The 26,467-nt window shown below is 68.1% G+C and carries 24 protein-coding genes; 12 read left to right on the top strand and 12 right to left on the bottom strand.

All coding sequences use genetic code 11. The features are described from left to right. Positions 1–28 precede the first annotated feature (28 nt). Positions 29–1,678: an NAD+ synthase gene (locus DA1_RS25090; RefSeq protein WP_034396061.1), complete on the bottom strand. Its 1,650-nt coding sequence runs from the start codon at positions 1,676–1,678 to the stop codon at positions 29–31. 86 nt (positions 1,679–1,764) lie between these two features. On the opposite strand from DA1_RS25090, the gene DA1_RS25085 reads away from it, so the two are divergent. Then, positions 1,765–2,982 (top strand): GNAT family N-acetyltransferase, encoded by a 1,218-nt coding sequence (locus DA1_RS25085; RefSeq protein ID WP_034396064.1) that lies wholly within the window; start codon positions 1,765–1,767, stop codon positions 2,980–2,982. Positions 2,983–2,985: 3 nt separating this feature from the next. On the opposite strand, the gene DA1_RS25080 is transcribed toward DA1_RS25085, so the two are convergent. The 4 genes from DA1_RS25080 to DA1_RS25065 form a co-directional block, all read right to left on the bottom strand. Continuing rightward, positions 2,986–4,824 (bottom strand): methyl-accepting chemotaxis protein, encoded by a 1,839-nt coding sequence (locus tag DA1_RS25080; RefSeq protein ID WP_080736947.1) that lies wholly within the window; start codon positions 4,822–4,824, stop codon positions 2,986–2,988. Positions 4,825–5,316: 492 nt separating this feature from the next. After that, complete coding sequence (locus tag DA1_RS25075) at positions 5,317–7,077, bottom strand: methyl-accepting chemotaxis protein (protein ID WP_034396067.1); 1,761 nt, start codon at positions 7,075–7,077, stop codon at positions 5,317–5,319. A gap of 181 nt (positions 7,078–7,258) precedes the next feature. Further along, the gene (ppa, locus tag DA1_RS25070) at positions 7,259–7,786 is read right to left on the bottom strand and encodes an inorganic diphosphatase (protein ID WP_012206678.1); all 528 of its coding nucleotides are present in this window, start codon (positions 7,784–7,786) and stop codon (positions 7,259–7,261) included. Positions 7,787–7,939: 153 nt separating this feature from the next. Further along, positions 7,940–8,482 (bottom strand): Mpo1 family 2-hydroxy fatty acid dioxygenase, encoded by a 543-nt coding sequence (locus DA1_RS25065; protein WP_034396071.1) that lies wholly within the window; start codon positions 8,480–8,482, stop codon positions 7,940–7,942. Between the two features lie 62 nt (positions 8,483–8,544). On the opposite strand from DA1_RS25065, the gene DA1_RS25060 reads away from it, so the two are divergent. From DA1_RS25060 to DA1_RS25020, 9 genes are all read left to right on the top strand, one after another. Next, positions 8,545–9,381: a Crp/Fnr family transcriptional regulator gene (locus tag DA1_RS25060; RefSeq protein ID WP_013801494.1), complete on the top strand. Its 837-nt coding sequence runs from the start codon at positions 8,545–8,547 to the stop codon at positions 9,379–9,381. 104 nt (positions 9,382–9,485) lie between these two features. After that, complete coding sequence (locus DA1_RS25055; protein WP_034396074.1) at positions 9,486–10,919, top strand: aldehyde dehydrogenase family protein; 1,434 nt, start codon at positions 9,486–9,488, stop codon at positions 10,917–10,919. Between the two features lie 75 nt (positions 10,920–10,994). Next, positions 10,995–11,594, top strand: a complete 600-nt coding sequence (locus DA1_RS25050; protein ID WP_034396077.1) for a DUF2889 domain-containing protein — start codon at positions 10,995–10,997, stop codon at positions 11,592–11,594. Between the two features lie 24 nt (positions 11,595–11,618). Next, positions 11,619–12,404, top strand: a complete 786-nt coding sequence (locus DA1_RS25045; protein WP_034396079.1) for an SDR family oxidoreductase — start codon at positions 11,619–11,621, stop codon at positions 12,402–12,404. Between the two features lie 65 nt (positions 12,405–12,469). Then, a complete protein-coding gene (gene moaA / locus DA1_RS25040; protein ID WP_013801490.1) occupies positions 12,470–13,606 on the top strand; it encodes a GTP 3',8-cyclase MoaA in 1,137 nt (378 codons plus the stop codon). A gap of 86 nt (positions 13,607–13,692) precedes the next feature. After that, positions 13,693–14,376: a molybdenum cofactor guanylyltransferase MobA gene (gene mobA / locus DA1_RS25035; RefSeq protein ID WP_034396082.1), complete on the top strand. Its 684-nt coding sequence runs from the start codon at positions 13,693–13,695 to the stop codon at positions 14,374–14,376. A 52-nt stretch (positions 14,377–14,428) separates the two neighbouring features. Further along, a complete protein-coding gene (gene moeA, locus DA1_RS25030) occupies positions 14,429–15,775 on the top strand; it encodes a molybdopterin molybdotransferase MoeA (RefSeq protein WP_034396083.1) in 1,347 nt (448 codons plus the stop codon). 11 nt (positions 15,776–15,786) lie between these two features. Then, on the top strand, positions 15,787–16,119 hold the full coding sequence (locus tag DA1_RS25025) for a thioredoxin family protein (RefSeq protein WP_034396086.1): 333 nt from the start codon (positions 15,787–15,789) through the stop codon (positions 16,117–16,119). Between the two features lie 46 nt (positions 16,120–16,165). After that, the gene (locus DA1_RS25020) at positions 16,166–16,897 is read left to right on the top strand and encodes a TetR/AcrR family transcriptional regulator (RefSeq protein WP_225970995.1); all 732 of its coding nucleotides are present in this window, start codon (positions 16,166–16,168) and stop codon (positions 16,895–16,897) included. Positions 16,898–16,950: 53 nt separating this feature from the next. Here DA1_RS25020 and DA1_RS25015 read toward each other — a convergent pair whose 3' ends face one another. From DA1_RS25015 to DA1_RS24985, 7 genes are all read right to left on the bottom strand, one after another. After that, positions 16,951–17,928: a Bug family tripartite tricarboxylate transporter substrate binding protein gene (locus DA1_RS25015; protein WP_013801486.1), complete on the bottom strand. Its 978-nt coding sequence runs from the start codon at positions 17,926–17,928 to the stop codon at positions 16,951–16,953. A gap of 53 nt (positions 17,929–17,981) precedes the next feature. After that, positions 17,982–18,803 carry a TauD/TfdA dioxygenase family protein gene (locus DA1_RS25010; protein ID WP_034396088.1) on the bottom strand — a complete coding sequence of 274 codons (822 nt, stop codon included), beginning with the start codon at positions 18,801–18,803 and terminating at the stop codon, positions 17,982–17,984. Positions 18,804–18,841: 38 nt separating this feature from the next. Continuing rightward, positions 18,842–21,091 carry a xanthine dehydrogenase family protein molybdopterin-binding subunit gene (locus tag DA1_RS25005; RefSeq protein WP_034396091.1) on the bottom strand — a complete coding sequence of 750 codons (2,250 nt, stop codon included), beginning with the start codon at positions 21,089–21,091 and terminating at the stop codon, positions 18,842–18,844. Further along, entirely contained in the window at positions 21,069–21,515 is a 447-nt protein-coding gene (locus tag DA1_RS25000; RefSeq protein WP_034396093.1) for a (2Fe-2S)-binding protein, read from the bottom strand. Before DA1_RS25000 ends, DA1_RS25005 begins: the two co-directional genes overlap by 23 nt. 51 nt (positions 21,516–21,566) lie before the next feature. Continuing rightward, positions 21,567–22,652 (bottom strand): porin, encoded by a 1,086-nt coding sequence (locus DA1_RS24995; protein WP_034396096.1) that lies wholly within the window; start codon positions 22,650–22,652, stop codon positions 21,567–21,569. A 224-nt stretch (positions 22,653–22,876) separates the two neighbouring features. Further along, positions 22,877–23,323, bottom strand: a complete 447-nt coding sequence (gene rnhA, locus DA1_RS24990; RefSeq protein ID WP_013801482.1) for a ribonuclease HI — start codon at positions 23,321–23,323, stop codon at positions 22,877–22,879. Next, complete coding sequence (locus DA1_RS24985; RefSeq protein WP_034396099.1) at positions 23,320–24,150, bottom strand: class I SAM-dependent methyltransferase; 831 nt, start codon at positions 24,148–24,150, stop codon at positions 23,320–23,322. The genes rnhA and DA1_RS24985 overlap by 4 nt, the downstream gene beginning before the upstream one ends. Here DA1_RS24985 and gloB point away from each other — a divergent pair. Beyond that, positions 24,149–24,922 (top strand): hydroxyacylglutathione hydrolase, encoded by a 774-nt coding sequence (gene gloB, locus DA1_RS24980; RefSeq protein WP_034396102.1) that lies wholly within the window; start codon positions 24,149–24,151, stop codon positions 24,920–24,922. The genes DA1_RS24985 and gloB overlap by 2 nt on opposite strands. Beyond that, complete coding sequence (locus DA1_RS24975) at positions 24,922–26,457, top strand: transglycosylase SLT domain-containing protein (RefSeq protein ID WP_012206697.1); 1,536 nt, start codon at positions 24,922–24,924, stop codon at positions 26,455–26,457. The genes gloB and DA1_RS24975 overlap by 1 nt, the downstream gene beginning before the upstream one ends. The last annotated feature ends 10 nt before the right edge of the window (positions 26,458–26,467 follow it).

Here is a 26,467-nt window from a genome sequence, read left to right as displayed (position 1 = left end):
GCCAGGAAACCCCGCCGCCTCAGGTGCTTCAAGCGCGGAAGCGGTTGGTGATGGGGTAGCGCCAATCCTTGCCGAAGCTGCGGCGCGTCAGTCGCGGCCCCACGGGCGCCTGGCGGCGTTTGTACTCGTTGATCTGGATCAGGCGCGTCACTCGCTCCACATCGGCGCTGGCGTATCCGTCGGCCACGATGGAGGCGATGCTTTCGTTATTTTCCATGTAACGGCGCACGATGGCATCGAGCACCTCATAAGCGGGCAGGCTGTCCTGGTCTTTCTGGTCAGGGCGCAGTTCGGCGCTGGGCGGGCGCGTGATGATGCGATCCGGAATGGGGTCCAGCCCCGTGCCGAACGGATCGTTGGCATTGCGCCAGCGCGCCAGCGCAAAGACCTCGGTCTTGAGCACGTCCTTGATCACCGCAAAGCCGCCCGCCATGTCGCCATAGAGCGTGCAGTAACCGGTGGACATCTCGCTCTTGTTGCCCGTGGTCAGCACCACGGAGCCGAATTTGTTGGACAGGCCCATCAGCAAGGTGCCGCGGATGCGGGCCTGCAGGTTTTCTTCGGTCGTGTCCTCGGCGCGGCCCGCGAAGGCCGGGGCCAGGGCGGCCTTGAAGGCCTCGAACTGGGGCGCGATGGAGATTTCGTCATAGCGCACGCCCACGCGCTCAGCCATGTCACGCGCATCAATCCAGCTGATGTCGGCCGTATAGGGCGAAGGCATCATCACCGTATGCACCTTGTCCGCTCCCAGGGCATCGACTGCAATCGCCAGCACCAGGGCCGAGTCGATACCGCCCGACAGGCCCAGCAGAGCGCCGGGGAAACGGTTCTTGCCCACGTAGTCGCGCACGGCCAGCACCAGGGCGGACCACAGCGCCGGCAGGTGCCCTGGCTGCGCAATCACCTCGCCTGCCAGCACCAGCGCATGCCCGCCCGTGCGGACCTCCACCCGCGGCAAGGCCTCGGCAAAGGCCGGCGCGCGCGCGGCAATGGAGCCGTCCGCCTGCACGGCAAAGGAGCTGCCATCAAAGACGATTTCATCCTGGCCGCCAACCAGATGTGCGTAGACCAGGGGCAGGCCAGTCTCGCACGCACGCGCGGCCAGCGTGGCTTCGCGTTCGGCCTGCTTGCCCTCATGGAAGGGCGAGGCATTGATCACGGCCAGCAATTGCGCACCGGCCTGAGCGGCGGCGCGTGCGGGTTCGGGATGCCAGGCGTCCTCGCAGATCAGCAGGCCCACGCGCACGCCCTGCACTTCGATCACGCAGGGCGATTGGCCGGCCACAAAGTAGCGCTGCTCGTCGAACACGCCGTAGTTGGGCAGGCATTGCTTGGCATGGCTGCATTCCACGCGCCCGTCGCGCAGCACGCTGGCCGCATTGCGCAACGCGCCACCGGCGCCGGGGTCGCGCCAGGGATGGCCCAGCACCAGCGCCAGGCCCGGCCATTGCGCGGTCTCCAGCGCAAGCTGCTGCACGGCCTGGTCGCAGGCATCCAGAAAGGCGGGGCGCAGATACAGGTCTTCGGCCGCATAGCCGCACAGGGCAAGCTCGGGCGTCAGCAGCAAGCGCGCTCCCGTGGCATAAGCTTCACGGGCTGCGGCAATGATTTTCTGGACATTGCCGGGCAGGTCGCCCACGACAAAGTTGAGCTGGGCAGTGCAGATGGAGAGCGTCATGGAATGCAATGGAGCCAACAGGGCCGACAAGGCCACCCCACAGCGAAAGGCGGCAGCGCGCGTCACACCGGCCTGCAAGGAATGGCATGGCTGAAACCGCAATTATCACCCGCGTGCTGGACAGCGTGCAGCAGCTCGATGCCCAGGCCTGGAATGCGCTGCTGGCATCGCAGGCCGCGCCCACTCCCTTCATGCGCCACGAGTACCTGAGCGCACTTGAATCCAGCGGCAGCGCCGTGCCGCAAACCGGCTGGGCCGGCCGCGTGGTCACGCTCTGGCAGGGCGGCGAGCTGGTCGCCGCCTGCCCGGTCTACGCCAAGGCGCACTCCTATGGCGAGTACGTGTTCGACTTTGCCTGGGCACGTGCCTACGCCCAGCACGGGCTGGACTACTTCCCCAAGGGCGTGCTGGCCGTGCCTTTCACGCCCGTGCCGGGCAGCCGCCTGCTGGCGCGCACGCCCTTGCTGCGTGCAGCCCTGGTGCGCGCGGTGCGCGAATGGGCCCAGGCGCAGCAGCTGTCTTCGCTGCACCTGCTGTTCAGCGATGCCGAGGATCTGGCCGCCTGCGATGCCGACGGCTGGATGCAACGCAGCACCGTGCAGTTCCACTGGAGCAACCAGAACGCGGGGGGCGCGGGCCACCGGGACTTCGACCACTTTCTGTCCACGCTGAACCAGGAAAAGCGCAAGAAGATCCGCCAGGAACGGCGCAAGGTGCACGAGGCCGGCGTGCGCTTTCGAGCGGTGCACGGACCCGACATGGGCCCTCAGGACTGGGCCTTCTTCTACCGCTGCCACGAACGCACCTATCTGGAACACGGCAACGCCCCGTACCTTCAGCCGGCCTTCTTCGAGGCCATGGCTCACCAGATGCCCGAGAACTGGCTGATGTTCGTCGCCGAGCGCGACGGCCAACCCATGGCCTGCAGCCTGATCGCACTCGATGCTGCAGCCGCACGGCTTTCGGCCGGCAGTTGCGCCCCGGACGCTCCACAGATCCCGCAGGGCACGGCCTACGGCCGCTACTGGGGCGCACTGGAGCGTGTGGATTGCCTACATTTCGAGGCCTGCTACTACCAGCCCATCGCCTGGTGCATAGAACGCGGCATTGCGCATTTCGAGGGAGGCGCACAGGGCGAGCACAAGATGGCGCGGGCGCTGTTGCCCGTGGTCACCCCCAGCGCCCACTGGATTGCCCACCCGTCCTTTGCCGATGCCATCTCGCGCTTTCTGGACCGCGAGGGCGAGGGCATGGCCGGCTATCTGCAGGAGCTGCAGGCCCACAGCCCGCTGCGCCAGGGGTAGGGCTCAGAAGGTTTCCCAGTCGTCATCGCCCTGACCGGGCTGGCCGGGCTGGCGTGGTGCCGGCTTGCCGGCCTGCGTGGGTCCGGCGCGCGGCCGGATGGGGGGCGTGGCATCGCGCTCAAGCCGGCGGGCCAGCGTCTCGCCGCCTGCAGGCGCACCGCCGCCGCCCAGGGCCGCAGGCCGCGCAGGGCTGGCGGGTGGGGCGGGCCGGACAGGCGGGGCTGCGGGGCGCGTTGCGGTGCTGGCCGGTGCCGCCGCCACCCTGTGCGGCACATGCGCATGGCTGTCCGTGGCGCCACGGGGCAACTGGAAGACGGCCACGGCCTCGACCAGGTCCTGCGCCTGCTTGCGCAGCGAGGCAGCGGCGGCCGCGCTTTCCTCGACCAGGGCCGCGTTCTGCTGCGTGGTCTGGTCCATCTGCGTGACGGCTTCGCCAACCTGGGCCACGCCGGAGCTCTGCTCGGTGCTGGCCGCGCTGATCTCGCCCATGATGTCGGTGACCCGGCCGATGGCGGCTACCACTTCGGTCATGGTCGTGCCTGCGCGGTCCACCAGTTGCGAGCCCTGCTCCACACGCTCCACGCTGGCCGTGATCAGCGCCTTGATTTCCTTGGCGGCCTCGGCGCTGCGCTGCGCCAGCGAGCGCACCTCGCCCGCGACCACGGCAAAGCCCCGGCCCTGCTCACCCGCGCGGGCCGCCTCCACCGCGGCATTGAGCGCAAGGATGTTGGTCTGGAAAGCAATGGAGTCGATCACGCCGATGATGTCGCCGATGCGCCGGCTGCTGTCGTTGATGCCCTTCATGGTTTCCACGGCCTCGGCCACCACGTCGCCGCCACGGCGCGCAACGCTGGATGCATTGAGCGCCAGCTGATTGGCCTGGCGTGCGTTGTCGGCGTTCTGGCGCACGGTGGAGCCCAGCTCCTCCATGGAGGCTGCCGTCTGCTCCAGGGCACTGGCCTGCTCTTCCGTGCGGCTGGACAGGTCGGCATTGCCGGAGGCAATCTGCGCGCTGGCCGAGGCCACGCCTTCGGCGTTCTGGCGCACGCTGCGCACGGTCTGCACCAGGCTGGACTGCATGCGCTGCAGCGCGCCCAGCAGCAGGCCGGTTTCGTCATGGCGGTCGATGCGGATGGTCCCGCCCAGATCGCCGTTGGCCACGCGGTCTGCGGCATCGACCGCATGCGCCAGCGGCGCGCGGATGGAGCGCGTCAGCCACAGGCCGGCCAGCACGGCCAGCAGCACGGCAGCCAGCGCCGCCACGCTGAGAACGACGACCGAGCGCCCGTACACGGCCTCGGCATTGCGGCTTTCCTGCAAGGCGGCATCACTGTTGAGCTTGACCAGCAGATCCAGCGTGTTCGACGAATCGTTGTAGAGCTTCAGCGACTCGCCGCCCAGCACCGCCTGGGCCTTTTCCTTCTCGCCCTGGCGCGACAGCGCCAGCACCTGCTGGCTCAGTTGCTGGTAGCGCTCGCGTTCCTGGACCAGTTGCGCGTAGAGCCTGCGTTCTTCGTCCGATGACAGCAGCGGCTCATAGGCCTTCTTGCGCTCGGCCAGGCGGCGCTGCAGTTGTTCCAGCTGCTTTTCCGAATCGGTCTTGTAGGCGGCATCGTCATTGTTGACATGGCGCACTTCCAGAAGGCGCGTGCGCACGACATCGGTGCCGATCTGGTTGATCACTTCCACGCTGGGCATGGCGTTGCCCGTGATGACTTCCATGCTGGCGCGCATGGAACGCAGTTGCACCAGGGCCGCGGCCACCACGGCCAGCAGCAGCAGCACCAGCAGGCCGAAGGTGCCCAGCATGCGCGTTGAGATCTTGAGGTTTTTCACGTTCATCTTTCTTGTCGAAGTCCTGCCATCTTGTTGTGCCTAGCTTTGTGTTGCGCCATGGACAGGCGTCAGCCAGGCCCGGCGCGGACTTCGCAAAAACAGATCTGCCGCAGCCGCGCAAGTCGGCTCGTTGGCAGGGATTGGAGAGGGAGAGCCACCGCGGTGGCGCGGCCTGCTGGAAGACTGATTGCCGCCAGGCGTGGCGACCATGAGAACAAGGTGATCACGGGATATCCCTTCGCTCCTAGGGAGCGGCGCCAGAAGCCGCCATTGTTCACGCTGTAAGAATAGGACTACATCCACTTACATTCTGCCAGTATCCAGGCATTGTTCAGGACAAGTTCAGGTACTGGTAGTAGGCAGAAACCTTCACTGGCAGATTTGTGCCACAGCCTCTCGCTCCCGTCTTGCGCCAGCTCAGCGGCAGACACAAAAGGAAAGCGGCCCCATGCAAAGCATGGAGCCGCCAGAAAAGGAAGCTGAACTGCGCGTGAGGCCTCAGAACGCGGCCCACTCCTCATCGTCGGCGGTGGCCGTCTTGGTGGCCTTGGCCGGGGTGGCCGCAGCGATCTGTTGTGCCGGCCTGGCGGCCATGGGAGCCAGGGCCGGACGCGGTGCCAAGGAGGCAACAACCGTTGCGCGCGATGCTGCGGCAGTCGCCACAGAGACAACTGGCGCATCGGCAGCCGCCGTGCGAAATACCGAGACCGAGGCCACCATGGCCTGTGCCTGCTGCTGCAGCGACTGGGCAGCGGCGGCGCTTTGCTCCACCAGGGCCGCATTCTGCTGCGTGGCCTGGTCCATCTGCGTGATGGCATCACCCACCTGGGCCACGCCCGCGCTCTGCTCGCTGCTGGCCGCGCTGATCTCGCCCATGATGTCCGTCACGCGCCGGATGGCGGTGACGATTTCCGACATGGTCTCGCCGGCCTTGTCCACCAGTTGCGTGCCCTGCTCCACGCGCTGCTCGCTGGCCTGGATCAGCGCCTTGATCTCCTTGGCCGCCTCGGCGCTGCGCTGGGCCAGCGAACGGACCTCGCCCGCCACCACGGCAAAGCCCCGGCCCTGCTCGCCTGCGCGGGCCGCTTCCACGGCCGCGTTCAGCGCAAGAATGTTGGTCTGGAAGGCAATGCCATCGATCACGCCGATGATGTCGGCGATCTGGCGGCTGCTGTCGTTGATGCCCTTCATGGTATCCACCACCTGGGCCACGACTTCGCCGCCACGCGCGGCGATGCCCGATGCGGAGGCCGCCATCTGGTTGGCCTGGCGTGCGCTTTCGGCGTTCTGCCGCACGGTGGCGCCCAGTTGCTCCATGGAGGCTGCCGTTTCCTCCAGCGCGCTGGCCTGGCTTTCGGTGCGCGCCGACAGATCCGCATTGCCCTGGGCGATCTCGCCAGCGGCCAGTGCCACGCCCTGCGCGTTGCCGCGCACCTCGCCCACCAGCTCGGCGAGCTTGCGGCGCATGTCTTCCTGCGCATTGATGAGCTGGCCCATTTCGTCGCGGCGGCGGCTGGTGACCGGCGTCTCCAGATGGCCGGCCGCCACGTTGCGCGCCACATGGACGGCCTGGGCGACGGGGCCGGTCACGGCACGCGTGATGGCCCAGCCCACCAGGGCGGCAATGGCCACCACCACGGCCAGCGTGCCCAGCACCCAGATGCGGGCGAGGTCAAAGCCGGCCTGCGCCTGCTGGCGTGCCTGCTCGCCCGCCTCGCGCTGCAGGGTCAGCAGGCGGCCGGCGCTTTCGGCCAGCTTGCCGAACTGCGCCTCGGATTCGCCGGCAAACATCAGCCCCATCTCGTCGGCCATGAAGGCCTGCTCCTCGGTGGTCGAATAGTTGCCGGCGCGCGCACGCTCCAGCAATCGCGCATGCATGGCCAGGAACTGCTGCTTGAAGCCGAGGTAGTCGTCAAAGGCCGCGCGCAGGCCCTCCTGGTCGATCAGCGCACGCAGCGCCGTCTCGTGCTCGCCGATGGTCTTCAGCCGGTCCTGCACCTGCTTGGCAAAGCCATCGACCTCGCCCAGGCTGCGCGCCGAGGCAATGCCGGCCTCGTGACGGCGCAGGCGGTTGTATTCGGATCGCATGGCGCCCGCATGGAACATGCTGGGCAGGGCAACATCCGACAAATGCAATGCGTTGCGGTGCATCTGCGCCAGCTGCAACCAGGCCACCGCCCCCAGGATGGCCGAGAACAGGACCATGACGAGGAATCCCATGCCCAGCTTCGTGCCCATGCGCCAATCTGCCAACTTCATTTGCTCGCTCCCGGGCTGATGGCTCGCACCAGCGCCTGATTGATCTGCCCAAACCCTGATCCACGACAAAACAAAAAACGCACCCGGCGCGTAGGCAACGGGTGCGTTTCAAATTGTATCAACTGCGAAGCGGGCATTTACCTCAGCGCAGTTGAGACTCCCTCAACGGGAGTGAAAAGGATCAGCCCTTGTAGTTGGCGATGCCGTCCACGACTTCCTTCTTGGCCTCGTCCACGCCCTTCCAGCCCAGCACCTTGACCCACTTGCCCTTTTCCAGGTCCTTGTAGTGCTCGAAGAAATGCTGGATCTGCTTGAGGGTGATCTCGTGGATGTCTTCCAGCGTGTTGATCTTGTCGTAGGCGGGCAGCAGCTTTTGCGTGGGCACGGCCAGGACCTTGCCATCCACGCCGGACTCGTCTTCCATCAGCAGGATGCCGATGGGGCGGCAGGCCACGACCACGCCCGGGGGCAGCGGGAAGGGCGTCATCACCAGCACGTCCACCGGATCGCCGTCGCCGGACAGCGTCTGGGGCACATAGCCGTAGTTGGCCGGGTAGTGCATGGCCGTGCCCATGAAGCGGTCCACGAAGACGGCGCCGCTTTCCTTGTCCACTTCGTACTTGATGGGATCGGAGTTGGCCGAGATCTCGATGACCACGTTGAAGGTTTCAGGAGCGTTCTTGCCCGGTGTGACTTTGTCGAAAGACATGATGGATGAGGAGAGTTGAAACAAAAAAGCCCCCGCAGGGGGATAGCAGCGTGATTTTAGGCGCAGGCACACGCCCCCACGGATGGCTCCGCAGGAACGCCTGCCATGCTACGGCGGCAAGCCTGCGCCAAGCTTGCAGCGCCCGGGCCGTTTTCAGGCGTGTGCGCCGCCCGCGCGCCGTTGCACGGGCCCGCTGCGCTGCTCCACCGCGTGCTGCACTTCGCGGCGCAGGCCCAGGGCAAAGCCCAGCTCGGCCAGCACGAACAGCGGCCCGATGACCAGGCCCACGATGTCATCCAGGAAAGCCGGCTTGCGGCCCTCGTAGTAATGGCCCACGAACTGGATCACCCAGCCCACGGCGAAGATGCCCAAGCCCCAGCCCAGCCAAGCCCCCATCGGCAGCATGGCGATGGGCTGGGCCAGCGCCAGCATCAGGGCAAGCACCAGGGCCATGGCGATGCCGTAGCGCAGGTCCAGCAGACAGTAGTAGATGCCTGCCGCCAGTGCCGCCAGCAGGGCCAGGCTCAATGGCAGCTCGGGCAGGCCATCGCCCAAGGGGACAGCCCACTGCAGGCGGGCCAGCAAAATCACCACCGCCCACATGATCAGCGGCACGCCGACGAAGTGCGTGAGGATGTTGCGCGGATCACGGTGATAGTCCGCGTACTGGGACAGTTGGTCGATGAGGGTTTTCATAGGCTGCACCTGCGGTGGATGTTGCGCAACCATGGTGGTGTCATCAAGGATTGGCGTCTGTCATGGATCCGACACAAGCCTCATCGCACACCTCGGGCTTACCCGCACCCGCCCCGGCAGCTCCGGCAGCCCACGCCGCCCCGCGCGGCGTACGGCGCCGTGCTGCGGCCGGCCCGCCGGGCATGGCCGATCTCTGGGCCACCATCGAGGCGGGCCGCTGGTTCCACGCCCTGCCGCCGGAGCTGGGCGCACAGCTCAAGGCACTGGCCCAGCCACGCACGCTGGCGGCAGGCGACTGGCTGTTCCGGCGCGGTGACCCGCCCTGCGGCCTGTATGCGGTGGCGCGTGGGGCGCTCAGCATCTCGGGAACGGCCGCCTGCGGCGAGCAGGCCCGCACGGCGCTGCTGACCCTGGTGGAGCCTCCCATGTGGCTGGGGGAAATCGCGCTGTTCGATGGAGCCGAGCGCACCCACGATGCTCAGGCAGCCACGGCCTGCACCGTGCTGCACGTGCCTCAGGCCCCACTGCAGGCATGGCTGGCGGCCCATCCCGAACACTGGCAGGTGCTGGCCTTGCTGCTGACCGACAAGCTACGCGTGTGCCTGATGGCGCTGGAGGAGCACACGCTGCTGCCTGCGCCGCAGCGCCTGGCGCGGCGCCTGGTGCGCATGGCCGAAGGCTTTGACCAGTGGCAGCCGGACGGCCAGGGCCGCCAGCGCTGGCGCCGCGAGCTGGATGTTTCCCAGGAACAGCTGGCGCGCATGCTGGGCCTGTCGCGCCAGACCACCAACCAGATCCTGCAGGAGCTGCAGCAGGCCGGTTGCCTGCAACTGCGGCGCGGCAAGATGGAGGTGCTGGACCGGCAGGGCCTGCGCGACGCGGGCTGGCCCGAGGACTGAAGCCACTGAAACCGCTGTAGCCGCTGGAGCCACCAAGGCGATCGAGGGGACGCAGCAACGCCCGGGACTGGACAAGCGGCGCGGGCACCCCACAATCGGGCTCCATGCAATACCACTACATCGGCAATGCGTCCGTGCCCACGGAGTCGGGACGCACGACCCCCGTGCTGGACCCGTCGGACGGGCAGGCTTTCGACGAGCTGCAGCGCGGCTCGCCCCAGGACATCGACCTGGCCGTGCGTTCGGCGCGCGAGTGCCAGGACAGCGTCTGGAGCAAGCTTTCTGCCGCAGAGCGCGGGCGCCTGCTGATGCGCCTGTCGGGCAGCGTGCTCCAGCATGCCGATGAGCTCACGGCCATTGAGCAGCGCGACTGCGGCAAGCCCACTCGCCAGGCCCGTGCCGACGTGCTGGCGCTGGCGCGCTACTTCGAGTTCTATGCCGGCGCCTGCGACAAGCTGCACGGTGAGACCCTGCCCTACCAGCAGGGCTACAGCGCCCTGACCTGGCGCGAGCCCCACGGCGTGACCGGCCACATCGTGCCCTGGAACTATCCCATGCAGATCCTGGGCCGCAGCGTGGGCGCGGCGCTGGCCGCGGGCAATACCTGTGTGGTCAAGCCCTCGGAAGACGCCTGCCTGTCCGTGCTGCGCGTGGCGCGGCTGGCCACCGAGGCCGGCTTTCCAGCCGGCGCCTTCAACGTGGTCACCGGCCTGGGTCACGAGGTGGGCGAGGCCCTGGCGCGCCATCCCGGCGTAGACCACCTGAGCTTCACGGGCAGCCCCGGCGTGGGCACGCTGATCCAGCAGGCGGCTGCCGAGCGCCACTGCCCGGTCACGCTGGAGCTGGGCGGCAAGAGCCCGCAGATCGTGTTTGCAGACGCGGACCTCGATGCCGCCGTGCCCGCCATCGTCAACGCCATCGTGCAGAACGCGGGCCAGACCTGCTCGGCAGGTTCGCGCGTGCTGATCGACTCGCTGATCTACGAGCCGCTGCTCGAACGCCTGGGCCAGGCCTTCGAGGCGCTGCGCGTGGGCCCGGCCGCCATGGACCTGGACCTGGGGCCGCTGATCCGCGCCAGCCAGCAGCAGCGCGTCTGGGATTTCCTGTCCGACGCCCAGGTGGCCGGCATTGCCGTGGTGGCGCAGGGCCAGATCGTCGAGGATGCGCCCGACAGCGGCTTTTACCAGGCGCCCACCCTGCTGCGCGACGTGCCGCCCGAGCACCGGCTGGCGCAGGAAGAGATTTTCGGCCCCGTACTCTGCGCCATGCCCTTCCATGACGAGGACCATGCCGTGCAACTGGCCAACGGCACGGCCTACGGCCTGGTGGCCGGACTGTGGACGCGCGACGGCGCGCGCCAGCTGCGTCTGGCGCGGCGCCTGCGCTGCGGCCAGGTCTTCATCAACAACTACGGCGCCGGTGGCGGCGTGGAGCTGCCCTTCGGCGGCGTCAAGTCCAGCGGCCATGGCCGCGAAAAGGGCTTCGAGGCGCTCTACGGCTTTACCACGCTGAAGACCGTCGCCATACGGCATGGCTGATCTTTGCGCGTGACGGAAAATCGCGGGATGCCCGGCGCCAGCCGGCAGCCCGCGACAGAAAGAACAGCTTCCCCCATGCCCTTGTCCCCCATTCCCGACCGCACGCCCCAGCATGAACGCGACGTGCGCTACCGCAGCTACGCCCGCGCCGATGGCCTCTGGGATATCGAAGGCGAGCTGCGCGACAGCAAGACCCATGACATCGAACTGAGCGGCGGCCGCCACATGCCCGCCGGCACGGCCATACACCACATGTGGATACGCACCACGGTCGATGCCCGCCTGGCGGTGCAGGCCATCGAGGTCGTCATGGATTCCCACCCGCTGGGCCACTGCCCCGAGGCCACGCGGGCCCTGCAGAAAATGGTCGGCTGCAGCATGGCGCGCGGCTGGCGCAAGGCCATCAACGAGAACCTGGGCGGCGTGGCCAGCTGCACGCATCTGCGCGAGCTGCTGTTCAACATGGCCACGGCCGCCTTCCAGTCCGTGCCGGGCGTCTTTGGCGATGCCGACCCCAGCCAGCCGCCACGCCACCTGGGCCAGTGCCTGGGCTGGGACTTCAATGGCCCCGGCGTGGCGCGCTACTACCCGCAATTCGTGGGCTGGCAGCCCGGCACAGGCGGCGCGACCCCGATCCCGGCGACCACAGCCACCACCGCAACCCAGGGGGCCTGACCCCCGACCGAGGAGCAAAGCCCGATGCGTGTCCAGGACAAATCCATCATCGTCACAGGCGCCGGCAGCGGCATCGGGGCCGGCATCGCCCAGCGGCTGGCCGCCGAAGGTGCCCGGGTCATCGTCAACGACATCGACCGCGAGGCCGGCACACGCGTGGCACAGTCCATCACCGCCGAAGGCGGCCGGGCACTTTTCGTGCAGGCGGACATGACACGCAGCGAACAGGTCAAGGCCCTGGTGGAGGCCACGCTGCAGGCGCATGGCCGGCTCGACGCCTTCATCAACAACGCGGGCTGGACGCACCGCAACCGCCCCATGCTCGAAGTCAGCGAGGCCGAGTTCGACCGCGTCTACGCCATCAACGTCAAGAGCATCTACCTTTCTGCCGTGCACGGCGTGCCCGCCATGCGCGCCAACCCGGCGCTGGCCGATGGCCGCCCTGGCGGCGGCAGCTTCATCAACATCGCCTCCACGGCCGGCCTGCGCCCTCGGCCGGGGCTGACCTGGTACAACGGCTCCAAGGGTGCCGTCATCATCACCAGCAAGTCCATGGCGGCCGAGCTCGGTCCCGAGAACATCCGCGTCAACTGCATCAACCCCGTGTTCAACCCGGACACCGGCCTGGCCGCCGAGTTCGCCGGCGGCCCGGTGGACGAAGCGCGCCGCGCACGCTTTCTGGCGACCATTCCGCTGGGCCGCTTCTCCACCGCAGGGGACGTGGCCAATGCCGCGCTGTATCTGGCCAGCGACGAGGCCGCCTTCATCAGCGGCACCTGCATCGAGGTGGACGGAGCGCGCTGCGTCTAGACACAGATCAAGAACTGCAGGCTTGCGCAGTGCCTGGACATAGGCATTCGGGCAAAATCACAGGCATGGCAGAACGAGTGATCCCCCTGGTCGACGAGCGCTCCCCCACGCGCCCGGCCGCCGTGCCAAGTCTGCTGCAGACGCCCACCGGCGATCTGCAGGACAGGCTTGGCCGGTCGCTGCGCGACCTGCGCATCAGCATCACCGACCGCTGCAACTTCCGCTGCAGCTACTGCATGCCCAAGGAAGTCTTCGACAAGAACTACAGCTACCTGCCGCACGGCTCGCTGCTGAGTTTCGAGGAAATCACGCGCACGGCGCGCCTGTTCGTGCAGCACGGCGTGCAGAAGATCCGGCTGACGGGTGGCGAGCCGCTGCTGCGCAAGAACGTGGAAACGCTGGTGGAGCAGCTCTCCGCCCTGCGCACGCCCGGCGGCCAGCCCCTGGACCTGACGCTGACCACCAACGGCTCCCTGCTGGCCCGCAAGGCCCGCGCGCTCAAGGACGCCGGCCTGAACCGCGTCACCGTGAGCCTGGACGGGCTGGACGACGCGGTGTTCCGCAGCATGAACGACGTGGACTTCCCGGTCTCCGACGTGCTGGCCGGCATCGAGGCGGCCCAGGCCGCGGGCCTGACCAACATCAAGGTCAACATGGTGGTCAAGCGCGGCACCAACGAAGACCAGATCCTGCCCATGGCGCGCCACTTCCAGGGCACGGGCGTGACCTTGCGCTTCATCGAATACATGGATGTGGGCGCGACCAACGGCTGGCGCATGGACGAGGTTCTGCCCTCCGACGAGGTCATCGCCCGGCTGCGCGCCGAACTGCCCCTGGTGCCGCTGCAGCCCAGCGCCACCGGCGAGACGGCCGTGCGCTGGGGCTATGCCGACGCGCGCGGCCTGCACGACCCGTCGCTGGGCGAGGTCGGCGTGATCAGCAGCGTCACCCATGCCTTTTGCGGTGACTGCAACCGCGCGCGCCTGTCCACCGAAGGCCGGCTGTACCTGTGCCTGTTCGCCTCCGAAGGCTGGGACCTGCGCAGCCTGCTGCGCAGCGGCGCCAGCGATGCAGAGGTCGCCTCCGCGCTGGCCCCCATCTGGCAGCAGCGCAGCGACCGCTACTCCGAACTGCGCGCCAGCCTGCCGGCCAGCACGGGCACGCAGCGCAGGCGCATCGAGATGAGCTACATCGGCGGCTGATCCGTGCGGCGTGCGCGGGGCGTCGGCGCCCTGCCATCGCCGCCCCGCCCCCTACTCCTTTTCCCCGCTGCCCCCCCCCGCCCCACATGCCCCCTTCTTCCCAGCCCGCCCCCCTGCCCCTGAACGACATCACGGGCTGCGTGCTGGCAGGCGGGCGCGGCATGCGCATGGGCGGCATCGACAAGGGGCTGCAGCCCTTTCTGGGCCAGCCGCTGGCGGCCCATGCGCTGGACCGCCTGGCGCCCCAGGTCGGGCATCTGCTGATCAACGCCAACCGCCATGCCGAGGCCTATGCGCAATTGGGCGCGGCCCACAGTGCGCAGGTCTGGCCCGATGCCGAACCCGACTATCCCGGCCCGCTGGCCGGCTTCCTGAGCGGCCTGATGCACTGCCGGACGCCCTGGCTGGTCTGCGTGCCCTGCGATACGCCGCTGTTCCCGCTGGACCTTGTGGAGCGGCTTGTGCAGGCGGCGCTGTCGCAGCAGCCTGCGGCCGACATCGTCGTCGCCCATGGCTGGGAGCGCTCGCTTGACGCAGATCAATCCCTGCTGCGGGCCCAGCCCGTGTTCTGCCTGATGCGGTCATCGCTGCGTGATAGTCTGCAATCGTTCATACGTTCGGGCGGCCGCAAGATCGATGCATGGACGGGCCAGCACCGCTGCGCCACGGCCCTCTTCGACCGCGCGGGCGACAGCCCGCTGGCCTTTGCCAACGCCAACACGCAGCAGGAGCTGCAGGCGTTGGCGCGCGCCGCAGCCACCCCGTCGTAGCGCCCCGCGCCGCCGGCCCGCACGCCGCCTTGCCCAACCGGATTCCGTTCTGATGACCGCATCCTTCCAGCCCGCATCCCCCACCACCGCATCCACCCAGGACCTGAGGGTCGATCAGGCCCTGTCACAGCTGGCCAGCCTGCTGCAGCCCCTGGGCCCGGTGGCAGAGTTGGAGACGCTGGCGCTGGCCGATGCGCTGGACCGCGTGCTGGCCGAAGACATCGTCTCCCCCGTCGATGTGCCAGCGCATGACAACGCCGCCATGGATGGCTATGCCTTCGATGGCGGCCAGCTGCAGGCTGCTCACGCCGGTTCGCCCGCTGCACCGCTGGTGCTGCGCGTGGTCGGCCAGGCCCTGGCCGGCAAACCCTGGCACGGCACCGTGCAGGCCGGCGAGTGCATCAAGATCATGACCGGCGCCGTGTTGCCGAGCGGGCTGGACACGGTGATCGCGCATGAACGCACCGTGTCCGCAGGCACTGACCACATCGGCATTCCGGCAGGCAGCGTGCGTGCCGGGGACAACCGGCGCCTGCGCGGCGAGGACCTGAGCCTGGGCCGCGTGGCCCTGGCGGCGGGCCAGCGCCTGCATCCCGCGGCCCTGGGCCTGATCGCCAGCCTGGGCCAGCCCCAGGTGCGCGTGCGCAGGCGGCTGCGCGTGGCCTATTTCTCCACGGGCGATGAAATCCTCCACCCCGGCACGGCGCCGCGCGAGGGTGCGGTCTACGACAGCAACCGCTTCAGCCTCATCGGCCTGCTGCAGCGCATGGGCGTGCAGGTGCTGGACCTGGGCGTGGTGGCCGATGAGCCCGAGGCCCTGCAGGAGCGCCTGCGCGAAGCCGCCTCCCTGGCCGACGTGGTGCTGACCAGCGGCGGCATCAGCGCAGGCGAGGCCGACCACACGCGCGCCATGCTGCAGCGCATGGGCTGCGTGCACTTCTGGCGACTGGCCATGCGGCCCGGCCGGCCGCTGGCCGTGGGCCTGCTGCAGCCCGATGCGGGCACGCCGTTTGCCGCAAGCCGCACGCCTGCACGCACCACGGTGCTGATCGGCCTTCCTGGCAATCCCGTGGCCGCCATGGTCAGCTTTCTGGTCTTTGTCCGTCCGGCGCTGCTGCAGCTCATGGGCGCTGCGCAGGCGGCTGCCGAGCCGGTCGCCCTGCCCCAGGCCGTGGCTGCCCATGCGCTGTCCAAACGGCCGGGCCGCACCGAGTACCAGCGCGGCCTTCTGTCCACAGGCGCCGATGGCCGCTGCCTGGTCCGCACGACCGGTCCGCAGGGTTCGGGCGTGCTGCGCTCCATGGCCGAGGCGGACTGCCTCATCGTGCTCGAACATGAGCGCGGTGCCGTGCAAGCCGGCGAAACCGTATCCATCCTGCCGCTGCAGGCCTTTCCCTGACAGGAGATTCCATGCCCTTCCAGTCCAAGCACCTGACCGACGCCCCCGATCGCAGCACCGTCGACACGCTGCCCGGCGCTACCTTGCTGGAGTTCGGCACCGCCTGGTGCGGCCACTGCCAGGGCGCGCAACCGCTGATTGCGCAGGCGCTGGATGCCGCCCCGCAGGTGGCGCACATCAAGGTGGAAGACGGCCCCGGCCGGGCCCTGGGTCGCAGCTACCGCGTCAAGCTCTGGCCCACCCTGATCTTTCTGCGTGACGGGCAGGAGGTGCAAAGGCTGGTGCGGCCCCAGCAGGCCCGCGAGATCGCGGACGCGCTGGCCCGCATTACCGCCCAGCCCTGACGCTTGCGGCGCGGCCGCTGCCTGTGTATCGCCGACAATGGCCCGCATGCCGCCTCAAAAGAAGCCAACCGAATCCGCGCCCAAGAAGCCCCGCCGCAACAGCGGCCGCCCGCTGGCCGACGATGCCGTGGGACGGGACATCATCCTGCAGACCACGGTCAACCTGCTCAAGACCCGCACGCCGGAGCAGCTGAGCATTCTGGAAATCGCGGCGGCAGCCGGTGTCACGCGTGCCCTGGTGCGCTACTACTTCAGCAGCCTCAAGGGCTTGCTGCAGGAGGTGACGGAGTCACTGATGCGCGAGTTGCAAAACCGCATGGAAGTGGCGCTCAGGACGCAGGGCACGGTGGAAGAGCGCGTCTACCAGCGCCTGCTGCTGCGGCTGGATTTCATGCGCGAGCACCCGCAGTTCGAGCGGCTGGCGCTCTCCGAGATCTACCACTACGAAAGCGAAGAAGAGCCGCCGCCCTCGGGCACGCCGCTGCAGCGCATCACGCGGCGCGGGCTGGAGCTAACCTCGACCATGCTGATGGACGGAGCGCAGGCCAGCCACCCGGCACAGGTGGACCCGCGCTTCATCCACCTGGCCATCCTCAGCATTTCGGCCTTCCTGCCCACGGCACGGCCGCTGCTGGCCGAACTGTTCGGTGAGGGACCCGAGGCAGACCAGCAGATCGAGCGCTACCTGCGCTTCATGTCCCACCTGCTGGCCGAGCGCATCAGGCAGGATGCGCCGGCGCAAGACCACCCTCCTTCCCCGGGCCACCACCCGGGATGACTTGCGCCGGCGCCCGCTGCTTCCTCCCTCCTTTCGTTCAGCGCCTGTTCAATCTAGTCCGGCTGTATGCCCAGCTCCTTGACCAGCCGCCCGAAACGCTCGAAATCGCCGGCATTGGTCTTGCCCAGCCGCTGGGGCGGGCCGCCCACAGGGACGGTTCCCAGCGTGGCCATGCGCGCCACCACGTCGGGCATCCTGAGGATCTCGTTGAGGTGCGTGTTCAGGAGCTTGACCACCTCGGCGGGCATGTTCCTGGGGCCGAACAGGCCGTACCAGGCAGTCAGCTCCACGTCCTTGTAGCCCAGCTCGGCCAGCGTGGGCACGTCGGGCGCCAGCGGTGAGCGCTGGGCGTCGGCCACGGCCAGCGCCACCAGCTTGCCGCCGGGCAGATAGGGAGCGATGGAGCCCAGCGTGCTGTAGGTGAAGGGCACATGGCCGCCCACCACATCGGTGACGGCCGGCGCCACGCCCTTGTAGGGAATGGCCTCGAAGCGGGCGCCCGTGGCGCGCCGGACCATCTCGCCGAGGAAGTGCATGGGCGAGCCATTGCCCGGCGTGGCATAGCCCAGCGAGCGGCCTTGGCTGGAGGAGATGGCCTCCTTGAAGCTGCGCACGCCCGCACCGGGCCCGGCGACGAGGAACAGCGAAGTGGAGCCGACCTCGATCACGGGCGTGAAGCCATTGAGCACGTCGTAGCCGTGGCCCGCGCCCAGCTTGAGCACCAGTTGGGCCATGGCAAAGGTATTGGGCGCCAGCAGCAGCGTGTAGCCATCGGCCGGTGCCTTGGCCACGAAACTGCTGCCTATGGTGCCGCTGGCGCCCGCGCGGTTGTCCACGAGCACGGACTGGCCGATGCGGGCCGACAGCTTCTCGCCCAGCAGCCGCGCCAGCGCGTCGGTATCGCCGCCTGCGGGGTAGGCCACGACGATGGTGACCGGCTTGTGGGGGTAGGTCTGGGCCTGCGCCGGACCGGCGAGCAGCGCCAGGGCCATGGCCGCGCCCAGGGCGAGCGTTCTGCGTTTCGCTTTCATGGAGAGGGCTTTCATCGTGGTTTTTTCATTGTCAGCAAAGTTCGTTGCCGGGCTCAAGCCTGGCGTATCGCCACACGGTGCATCCGCCGCGCTGCGGGGTGGTAGTCATTGACCGCGTAGTGCTGCGTGGCCAGGTTGTCCCAGATGGCCACCGAGCCCTTGCGCCAGCGAAAGCGCACCTGCCATTCAGGCACCTTGGCCAGCCCGCTGAGCATGGCGATCAGGGCCGCGCTCTCGTCGCTGGTGACGCCCTCGATGTGCGTGGTGTAGAGCGAGTTCACAAAGGCCACGGGCAGGCAGGTCACCGGGTGCACCAGGACCACGGGCTGCTCCAGCGGCGGATGCTTGAGGCGGGTGGCGCGATAGGCCTCGCCAGACGGATCTCGGCGCATCAGGCTTTGCCTGAGCGCTGGCGCCTCCCAGTTGTGGGTGGCGCGCAGCTTGCGCAGATAGGCCTGCAGCTCGGGCGCCAGCGAGGCGAAGGCCGTGGTCATGCTGGCCCACATGGTGTCGCCGCCCGTGGGCGGCACGTCCACGGCGTAGAGGCAGGCACCGGCGGGCGGCTTGGTCTGCCAGGTCAGGTCGGCATGCCAGATGTCGGTGCCGGTGCGCGTGCCCTGGCTGATCAGCAGCTCGACATGGGGATCGTCCGGGTGCGAGGGAAAGGTGGAGGACACGGGCTCTACCTTGCCGAACACCTGGGCCACGCGCACCTGCTGCGCAGGGTCCAGCGTCTGGTCGCGGAAGAAGATGACCTGGCGCTCGGCCAGCAGCCGGCGCAGCGCGTCCGCATGGTCATGCACCTGCGCCGGGTCCGAGAGATCGATGCCGTAGATCTCCGATCCTATGCACGGGGTGATGTGTTCGACTTGCATGAAATTCCTTTTCTCAAAAAAAGCGGGTTGGGGGGTGATCAGGTGGACGCGATGTCCTGCGGCAGCGGCATGGAGCGGAACCGGCGGCCGGTGGCATGGAACAGGGCCGTGGCCACGGCGGGCGCCGTGGGGCCCAGGGCCACTTCGCCGCAGCCCTGGGGCGGCCGGTCGCTCTCGACCAGGACCACCTCCACGCGGGGCATTTCGGACAGTTGCAGCAGCGGGTAGTCGTGGAAATTGCTTTGCTGCACCACGCCCTTGTCAAAGCCCAGCCGGCTCTTGAAGGTGTTGGTCAGCGCAAAGCCGATGCCGCCTTCCACATTGGCCTTGACCAGTCCCGGGTTGACCACGCGGCCCGCGTCGATGGCGCAGATGGCGCGCTCCAGCCGCACGCGGCCTTCCACAACACGCAATTCCATGACCAGTGCGACGAAGGTCTGGAAGCTCTCGCCCCGCCCCGTGTAGACGTTGAAGGTCATGGCGCGGTGCAGGCCTGCCGGTACGGGCTGCTCCCAGCGCGCGGCCCGCGCCGCCGCATCCAGCACGCCCAGCGCCAGCGGCTGGCCGGCCAGCAGGCGGCGCCGGTACTGGTAGTCGTCCACGCCTGCGGTGTGGGCCAGCTCGCTGATGAAGCTTTCCAGGAAGAACACGCTGGACGTGGTGCCCACGCTGCGCAGATAGCTCAGCGGTATGGGCTGCTGCACGTCCACGGCATCCACCAGCAGGTTGGGCACGCCGTAGATCAGGTCGTAGATGGACTCGACCATGGTCTCGTCCCAGCCGCCTGCATCGGCCATCTTCTTGGGGTTGATGGCCCCGTACAGCGACTGGCCCGAGATGCGTGCATGCAGCGCGGCAGGCAGGCCGTCGGCGCCCAGCACGGCACTCAGCCGCCCCGAGGCACCGGGCCGGTAGTAGGAATGCCGTATGTCGTCCTCGCGCGAGCGGATGACCTTGACGGGCCGGCCCACGGCCTTGGATGCCGCTGCCGCATGCAAGGCGAAGTCGGGCATGTACTTGCGCCCGAAGCTGCCTCCGAGGAAGGTGGTGTGCACGATGACCTTGTCCGCAGGCACCCCGCAGGCCTTGCCGAGTTCGCCGCGCAGGAAGTCCTGGCCCTGGTAGGGCCCCCAGGTCTCGACCTCGCCGTCGCGCACATGGACAGTGGCGGCCAGCGGCTCCATGGTGGCGTGCGTGATGTAGGGCGAGTGGTAGTCGGCCGTGATCGGCTTGCCCGCCGCCAGCATTTCGCGCGGCTTGCCCAGGCTGCGGGCAACGACGGCCTTGTCGCTGGCCAGGCCTGCGACGAACTGCGCATGGATGCGCTCGCTGTCCACGCCGGCCGCCGCGCCGGCGTCGAATTCGATGTCCAGCGCATCGGCGGCCTGCTTGGCGATCCAGTACGAATCGGCCACCACGACAACGGTGCTGGGCTCGGGGTCGGGCCACTGCGTGGTGCGCACGACGGCATGCACGCCGGGGCGCGCGCTCACCTCGCCCTCGTTGCGGATGCGCACGATGCGCCCCGTTACGCTGGGCGCCATGCGCACGGCGCCGATCAGCATGCCGGGCACCTCGACATCGATGCCGAAGACCGCACTGCCATCGACCTTGGCCGGGGTGTCCACCCGCCGCAGGTTGCGGCCGATCAGGCCCTGCTCGGAAGCCGACTTCATGCGCGGCCGCGCGGCCAGGGGCAGCCTGGAAGCCTCGGCCACGATCTCGCCGTAGCCCACGCTGCGGCCCGTCGCGGAGTGCAGCACGCGGCCGGCGCGCGTGCTGCACTGGGATGCCCGCACGCCCAGCCGGGCCGCGCCGGCACGCAGCAGCACATCACGGGCCTGGGCACCGGCCAGGCGCATGCGCTCGTAGAAATAGTTCATCGACATCGACGCGCCCACGAACTGCTGGAACGGCATCTCGCCCGCGTCGTTGCGATAGGCGTCGCGCCCCGTGACGAAGCGCACGGTCACGCTGGCCCAGTCGGCATCGAGCTCGTCGGCCAGCACCTGGGGCAGGCCCGTGTAGATGCCCTGGCCCACCTCGCACTGCGACACGCCGATCACGACCTGCCCCGAAGGCTCGATCCAGACCCAGTCGCCGATGGAGGAGGCCGTTGCTGCCGCTGCACCGGCCTCCGCTGGCGCGGCCTGCGCCAGCGGAATCAGCAGGCTGCCGGCAGCAGGCGCCACCAGCAGCGCAGCAGCGCTCTGGAGCAGATGCCTGCGCCGCAGCGAGATGGCAGAGCCGGCCGTGCGGCCCCGTTCATTGCTTGGACGCTGCGGCATGGATGGCCTCCCGGATGCGGTGGTAGGTGGCGCAGCGGCACAGATTGGTCATGGCCTCGTCGATCTGCGCATCGGTGGGCTGTGGATGGGTCTTGAGCAACGCGGCAGCGGCCATGACCATGCCGGACTGGCAGTAGCCGCACTGCGGCACGTCCTTGTCCATCCAGGCCTTCTGGATGGGGTGGGAACGGTTGCTGGACAGCCCTTCGATGGTCGTGACCGCCTTGCCGCCCACCGTCGAGACGGGCAGCACGCAGGAGCGCACCGGCTCGCCATCGACATGGACCGTGCAGGCCCCGCACATGCTGATGCCGCAGCCGAACTTGGTGCCGGGCAGCTTGAAGTGATCGCGCAGCACCCACAGCAACGGGGTCTGCCCGTCGCCGTCAAAGGCCACGCTTTGGGAATTGAGGGTGAATTTCATCGTGGGGTCTCCAATGCGCCCGCATCGACCGGGCTGCATGTCTCATGCCTCTCAGAACGAGTGGTGTATGCCTGCCGCAATCACGGTCTGCGTGCGCCCGCTGGCAACGCCCACGGAGTTCATCGCCGCCACGCCATCCGAGGCGCGCTGGTGCGTGACCGAGGCATGCAGCTGCGTGCGTTTGGAGAAGGCATAGCGCGCGCCCAGGTGGACCTGGTTCCACTTCGTCTGCTCGAAGCGGCTGAAGGAGTAGCCCGTGTTGATGGTCACGGCCTGGCTGGTCTGCCAGGCCAGGCCCAGGTCGAGCGCACTCATGTTGCTGGAGGCTGCGCCGTACTTGAGCGTGGAACGCGTCAGCAGCGCGTTGAGCCGGACCGGAAGCGCATCGAGCTGGTAACCGCCGCCGATGCCCAGCACCTGGAAGGTGTCGAGCACCAGCGGCCGGCCCGCCACCAGGTCCTGGCCCAGCGCGTTCGCCAGGCCCGTGCGCCCGGCGATATCGAAGGCACGGCCACGCGCATCGGTGTAGGCCACGGCCAGATTGAGCTTGGCACTGGAATAGCTGCCCATGACGCTATAGGTGCGGTTGGCCTGCGAGCGGCCCGGCACCTCGCCAAAGCCGTACTGCGCGCCGAACTGCATGCCGCCCATGCTGGGCGTCAGGTAGACCACGGAGTTGTCCACCGGAAACTGGCTGGACAGGCCGTCCAGGTTGCCGGGGTGGTAGAGATAGAAGTTGTAGAGCTGATAGCCGTTGCCCCACTGGCTCAGCGTGCCGGCCGTGAAATCGACCTGGCGACCCAGCCGCACCGAGCCCATCGACGCGCTGTCCAGACCCACCCAGGAAGCCCGGTTGAAGTAGCTGGTCGGCGAGATCGGCGAGCCGATGTCCGTGAGGAATCCGTTCTCCAGCTGGAACGAGGCCTTCATGCCACCGCCCAGATCCTCGGAGCCGCGCAGGCCCCAGAGGTCAGGCTGGGAAATGGCCGAATCCATGCGCGTCAGCCGGCTCCCGCGCACATCGCTGACCCAGGGCATGGTCAGGTCCATGCTGCCGTACAGCGTCACCGAACTCTGGGCCAGCGCCGCTCCCGCGCCGCCCAGCATCGCCAATGCGGCAATTGCTTTGTATTTCATCGCAAGGCTCTTTCATCGTGAGATGGTTTAAAAATTCCACAAGTGGCAATTTTGAACACCACACCACGGAAGATGCCTGGCAGGGCGCGAACTAATTTCCACTTATGGAAATATTAGCTGCGCGGGCCGAATTCTGGTTCTGGGGTTTTCATCTACCGCGTTGTAGGTAGGTCTCAGGAGGTGGAAGCAAGGGACGGGCATTGCACCCGCCCCGCACCAGGCGCTCAGCGCCCCAGTGCCTGGTCCACGCCCTTGTTGGCCAGGGCGTCTGCCCGCTCGTTGCCAGGGTCGCCTGCGTGGCCCTTGACCCAGCGCCAGTCGATGCGGTGGCCGCCGCCCTGGACAAGAGCGTCCAGCCGCTGCCACAGCTCGACGTTCTTGACCGGCTCCTTGGAGGCCGTCTTCCAGCCCTTGGCCTTCCAGCCATGGATCCATTCGGTGATGCCCTTGAGCACGTACTGGCTGTCGATGTAGAGCACCACATCGCAGGGCCGCCTGAGCGCGGACAGCGCCTCGATCACGGCCATCATCTCCATGCGGTTGTTGGTTGTGTTCAGCTCGCCGCCGAACAGCTCTTTTCTGGCGCTGCCGGCCTCCAGCACCACGCCCCAGCCGCCGGGACCCGGATTGCCCTTGCAGGCGCCGTCCGTGTAGATAACAACTTGATTCAAAAAATTTCCTTGGGTTGAATGGCCCGGCCTTCAGGCCGGCTGGAATGCGGATCGCTGCCCTGCACCGCCTGCGCCGGCATGCGGTGGGCCACAGGCACGGAGGCGCCCGACACGGCTGCACGGCCACGCCAGGCAGGCTCCAGCATGCGTGCACCCGGCACGCGCTTGACGGCCACCACGCAGTACACGCCGCCCAGCATGGGCCAGCCCAGCCGCCCCACGCGGTCCATGAACTGCCAGCGCCGCAGCCAGCGATCTGTCTGCACGGCAGGACGATAGCAGCCGAACTGCACGGCCTCGATCTCGAAGGCCAGCAATCGCAGCCAGTCGCGCAGCCGCCAGTAGCCCACGCCCCAGCCCACATCGGGCAGATACACGCCGCGCTCGGCACGGCGCTGCACGCCCAGCAGACTGGCGGGGTTGAGCCCGCACACGACGATACGGCCCTCGGGCATCAGCACCCTGGCCGCCTCGCGCAACACGGCATGCGGGTCCGGCGAGGTCTCCAGCGTGTGCGGCATGACGACGAGGTCGAGGCTGGCCTCGGAAAACGGCAGCGCGGCCGGATCGGCCAGCAGCGCCACGGGCACCTCCAGCGGCGGCACGCCCTCGGCTGGCACCGCATCCTGCATGGAATCCAGGGCCAGCCAGCGGTGCGGCATGCGATTGGCGCGCAGCCCCTGGAGCATGGGCATGCCCAACTGCAGGCTGTGATAGCCGAAAATATCGGCCACCGCCTCGTCGCAGCGCTGCTGCTCCCATTCCAGCAGGTAGTGGCCGAGGGCAGATTGCGTCCAGTGATGCGTCCCTATAATTTTGCTGCTCATGAACCTGTTGCCCATCCCCGCTTTTTCCGACAACTACATCTGGCTGCTGTACGACGCAGGGCAGGCCCTGGTCGTCGATCCCGGCGATGCAGCGCCCGTGCTGGCCAGCCTGCGCCAGCTGGACTTGCAGTTGCAGGGCATTTTAGTCACCCACCACCATGCCGATCATGTCGGCGGCGTGGCGCAGCTGCGCCAGGCCACGGGCGCCCAGGTCTGGGGCCCCGCCTACGAGCAGTTGCCCGAACCCGTGCAGCGCGTGCAGGGTGGCGATATCGTGCAGGCCCTGGGCGGCCCCTGGCAGGTCATTGACGTGCCCGGCCACACCAGCGGCCACATCGCCTTCTACAGCACGGCGGCGCAGGCGCAGCCCGTGCTGTTCTGCGGCGATACGCTGTTTTCAGGGGGATGCGGGCGCCTGTTCGAAGGCACGCCGCAGCAGATGCAGCAATCGCTGGACGATCTGGCCGCGCTGCCGGACAACACCCTGGTCTGCTGCGCACATGAGTACACAATGTCCAACCTGCGCTTTGCGCAGGCCGTGGAACCAAACAACCAGGCCCTGGCTCACTACCAGAGGCATTGTCAGGCGTTGCGCGAGGCCGGCCGGCCCACGCTGCCTTCCCTGATGGAGACCGAGCGCTCCATCAATCCCTTTCTTAGAACGCGCGAATCCGCAGTGGCCGCCGCCGCCGCAGGCTTCGACGCACAGGTGAGACAGCAGGACCCCGCCAGCGTGCTGGCCGGCCTGCGCCAATGGAAAAACGTCTTCTGATGAAACTGCTACACACCCTGCTGCTGGGCAGCCTGCTGGCTCTTGCGGGCTGCGCCACCACCAGCAGCCCGGACCTGGCCAGCACGGCCCCCGCCCCCAGCACCGCACCGCACTCCCCGATGTACCCCAACGGACCGCTGAGCCCGCTGGGCACAGGCAGCGCCGGCAACGGCGGCGTGGCCTCGCTGGAGACCACGGGCGATCTGTGGGTACGCATTCGCCAGGGCTTCGCCATGCCCGACCTGGACCAGGATCTGGTCAAGGACCGCGAGCAGTGGTATGCCAGCCGGCCCGACTACATACAGCGCATGACCGAGCGCTCCAGCAAGTACCTGTTCCACATCGTCGAGGAACTGGAGCGGCGCAACATGCCCACCGAGCTGGCGCTGCTGCCCTACATCGAGAGCGCCTTCAACCCGCAGGCCGTCTCCACCGCCAAGGCGGCCGGCATGTGGCAGTTCATGCCGGCCACCGGCACCTATTTCGACCTCAAGCAAAACGCCTTCCGCGACGACCGCCGCGACGTGCTGGCCTCCACGCGCGCCGCGCTGGACTACCTGCAAAAGCTCTACGACATGTTCGGCGACTGGCACCTCGCCCTGGCCGCCTACAACTGGGGCGAAGGCAGTGTGGGCCGCGCCATCAAGCGCAACGAGAAGCTGGGCCTGCCCACGGGCTACACCGACCTGCAGATGCCGGCCGAGACCCGCATGTACGTGCCCAAGCTGCAGGCCGTCAAGAACATCGTGGCCAACCCCGATGCATTCAACACCGAGCTGCCGCTGATCGAGAACCACCCCTACTTCCAGACCGTCACCATCACCCGTGACATCGACGTGGAACTGGTGGCCAAGCTGGCCGACGTGTCGACCGATGACTTCAAGGCGCTCAATCCCAGCTTCCGCAAGCCGGTGATCTTTGCGGCCGGCACGCCGGAGATCCTGCTGCCCTGGGACAACGCCAAGGTGTTCCGCCGCAACATGCAGGCCTTCGACGAAGGCCAGTACGCGAGCTGGACCGTCTGGACCGTGCCTTCCACCATCAGCGTGGCCGAGGCGGCCCAGCGCGTGGGCCTGGGCGAGTCCGACCTGCGCGCCCTCAACAACATCCCCCCGCGCATGCTGATCAAGGCCGGCTCCGCGCTCATGGTGCCGCGCGGCGCCAACGTGCGTGCCGACGTGGCCGGCCACGTGGCCGACAACGGCCAGATCAGCTTTGCCCCCGAGATCGTCACGCGCCGCACCACCATCAAGGCCCGCAAGCGCGACACGCTGATCAGCGTGGCCAACCGCTACGGCGTCAGTGCGTCCAATCTGGCGGACTGGAATGACCTGAAGTCCTCCGCCACCCTGCATGCCGGCCAATCGCTGGTGGCCTACCTGCCGGTGCGCGCCAGCAGCGGCGGCAATGCCCGGGCGGCCAAGTCCACCGGAACCGCGCGCAAGGTGGCCGTGCAGCCGCAAAACCGCAACGCCAAGGTGTCGGTCACCACGGCGCCGCGTGGCGGCAAGCCATCCAAGGTGAAAAAGCGCTGAAGGCGCCATC

The sequence above is a fragment of the Delftia acidovorans NBRC 14950 genome (assembly GCF_001598795.1).
Lineage (GTDB): Bacteria > Pseudomonadota > Gammaproteobacteria > Burkholderiales > Burkholderiaceae_C > Comamonas > Comamonas acidovorans.
The sequence above is the reverse complement of the archived record's forward strand: the minus strand, read 5'-3'. Positions and strand labels throughout refer to the sequence as shown.

Coding starts and splice junctions, on each gene's coding strand:
- moeA (WP_034396083.1), top strand. CDS start 14,429: ATGACCGCATCCTTCCAGCCCGCATCCCCCACCACCGCATCCACCCAG.
- DA1_RS25085 (WP_034396064.1), top strand. CDS start 1,765: ATGGCTGAAACCGCAATTATCACCCGCGTGCTGGACAGCGTGCAGCAG.
- DA1_RS25045 (WP_034396079.1), top strand. CDS start 11,619: ATGCGTGTCCAGGACAAATCCATCATCGTCACAGGCGCCGGCAGCGGC.
- DA1_RS24995 (WP_034396096.1), bottom strand. CDS start 22,652: ATGAAATACAAAGCAATTGCCGCATTGGCGATGCTGGGCGGCGCGGGA.
- DA1_RS25025 (WP_034396086.1), top strand. CDS start 15,787: ATGCCCTTCCAGTCCAAGCACCTGACCGACGCCCCCGATCGCAGCACC.
- DA1_RS24975 (WP_012206697.1), top strand. CDS start 24,922: ATGAAACTGCTACACACCCTGCTGCTGGGCAGCCTGCTGGCTCTTGCG.
- DA1_RS25050 (WP_034396077.1), top strand. CDS start 10,995: ATGCCCTTGTCCCCCATTCCCGACCGCACGCCCCAGCATGAACGCGAC.
- gloB (WP_034396102.1), top strand. CDS start 24,149: ATGAACCTGTTGCCCATCCCCGCTTTTTCCGACAACTACATCTGGCTG.
- DA1_RS25080 (WP_080736947.1), bottom strand. CDS start 4,824: ATGAACGTGAAAAACCTCAAGATCTCAACGCGCATGCTGGGCACCTTC.
- DA1_RS25015 (WP_013801486.1), bottom strand. CDS start 17,928: ATGAAAGCGAAACGCAGAACGCTCGCCCTGGGCGCGGCCATGGCCCTG.
- mobA (WP_034396082.1), top strand. CDS start 13,693: ATGCCCCCTTCTTCCCAGCCCGCCCCCCTGCCCCTGAACGACATCACG.
- DA1_RS25055 (WP_034396074.1), top strand. CDS start 9,486: ATGCAATACCACTACATCGGCAATGCGTCCGTGCCCACGGAGTCGGGA.
- DA1_RS25005 (WP_034396091.1), bottom strand. CDS start 21,091: ATGCCGCAGCGTCCAAGCAATGAACGGGGCCGCACGGCCGGCTCTGCC.
- DA1_RS25065 (WP_034396071.1), bottom strand. CDS start 8,482: ATGAAAACCCTCATCGACCAACTGTCCCAGTACGCGGACTATCACCGT.
- DA1_RS25075 (WP_034396067.1), bottom strand. CDS start 7,077: ATGAAGTTGGCAGATTGGCGCATGGGCACGAAGCTGGGCATGGGATTC.
- DA1_RS25060 (WP_013801494.1), top strand. CDS start 8,545: ATGGATCCGACACAAGCCTCATCGCACACCTCGGGCTTACCCGCACCC.
- DA1_RS25020 (WP_225970995.1), top strand. CDS start 16,166: ATGCCGCCTCAAAAGAAGCCAACCGAATCCGCGCCCAAGAAGCCCCGC.
- DA1_RS25000 (WP_034396093.1), bottom strand. CDS start 21,515: ATGAAATTCACCCTCAATTCCCAAAGCGTGGCCTTTGACGGCGACGGG.
- DA1_RS24985 (WP_034396099.1), bottom strand. CDS start 24,150: ATGAGCAGCAAAATTATAGGGACGCATCACTGGACGCAATCTGCCCTC.
- ppa (WP_012206678.1), bottom strand. CDS start 7,786: ATGTCTTTCGACAAAGTCACACCGGGCAAGAACGCTCCTGAAACCTTC.
- moaA (WP_013801490.1), top strand. CDS start 12,470: ATGGCAGAACGAGTGATCCCCCTGGTCGACGAGCGCTCCCCCACGCGC.
- DA1_RS25010 (WP_034396088.1), bottom strand. CDS start 18,803: ATGCAAGTCGAACACATCACCCCGTGCATAGGATCGGAGATCTACGGC.
- DA1_RS25090 (WP_034396061.1), bottom strand. CDS start 1,678: ATGACGCTCTCCATCTGCACTGCCCAGCTCAACTTTGTCGTGGGCGAC.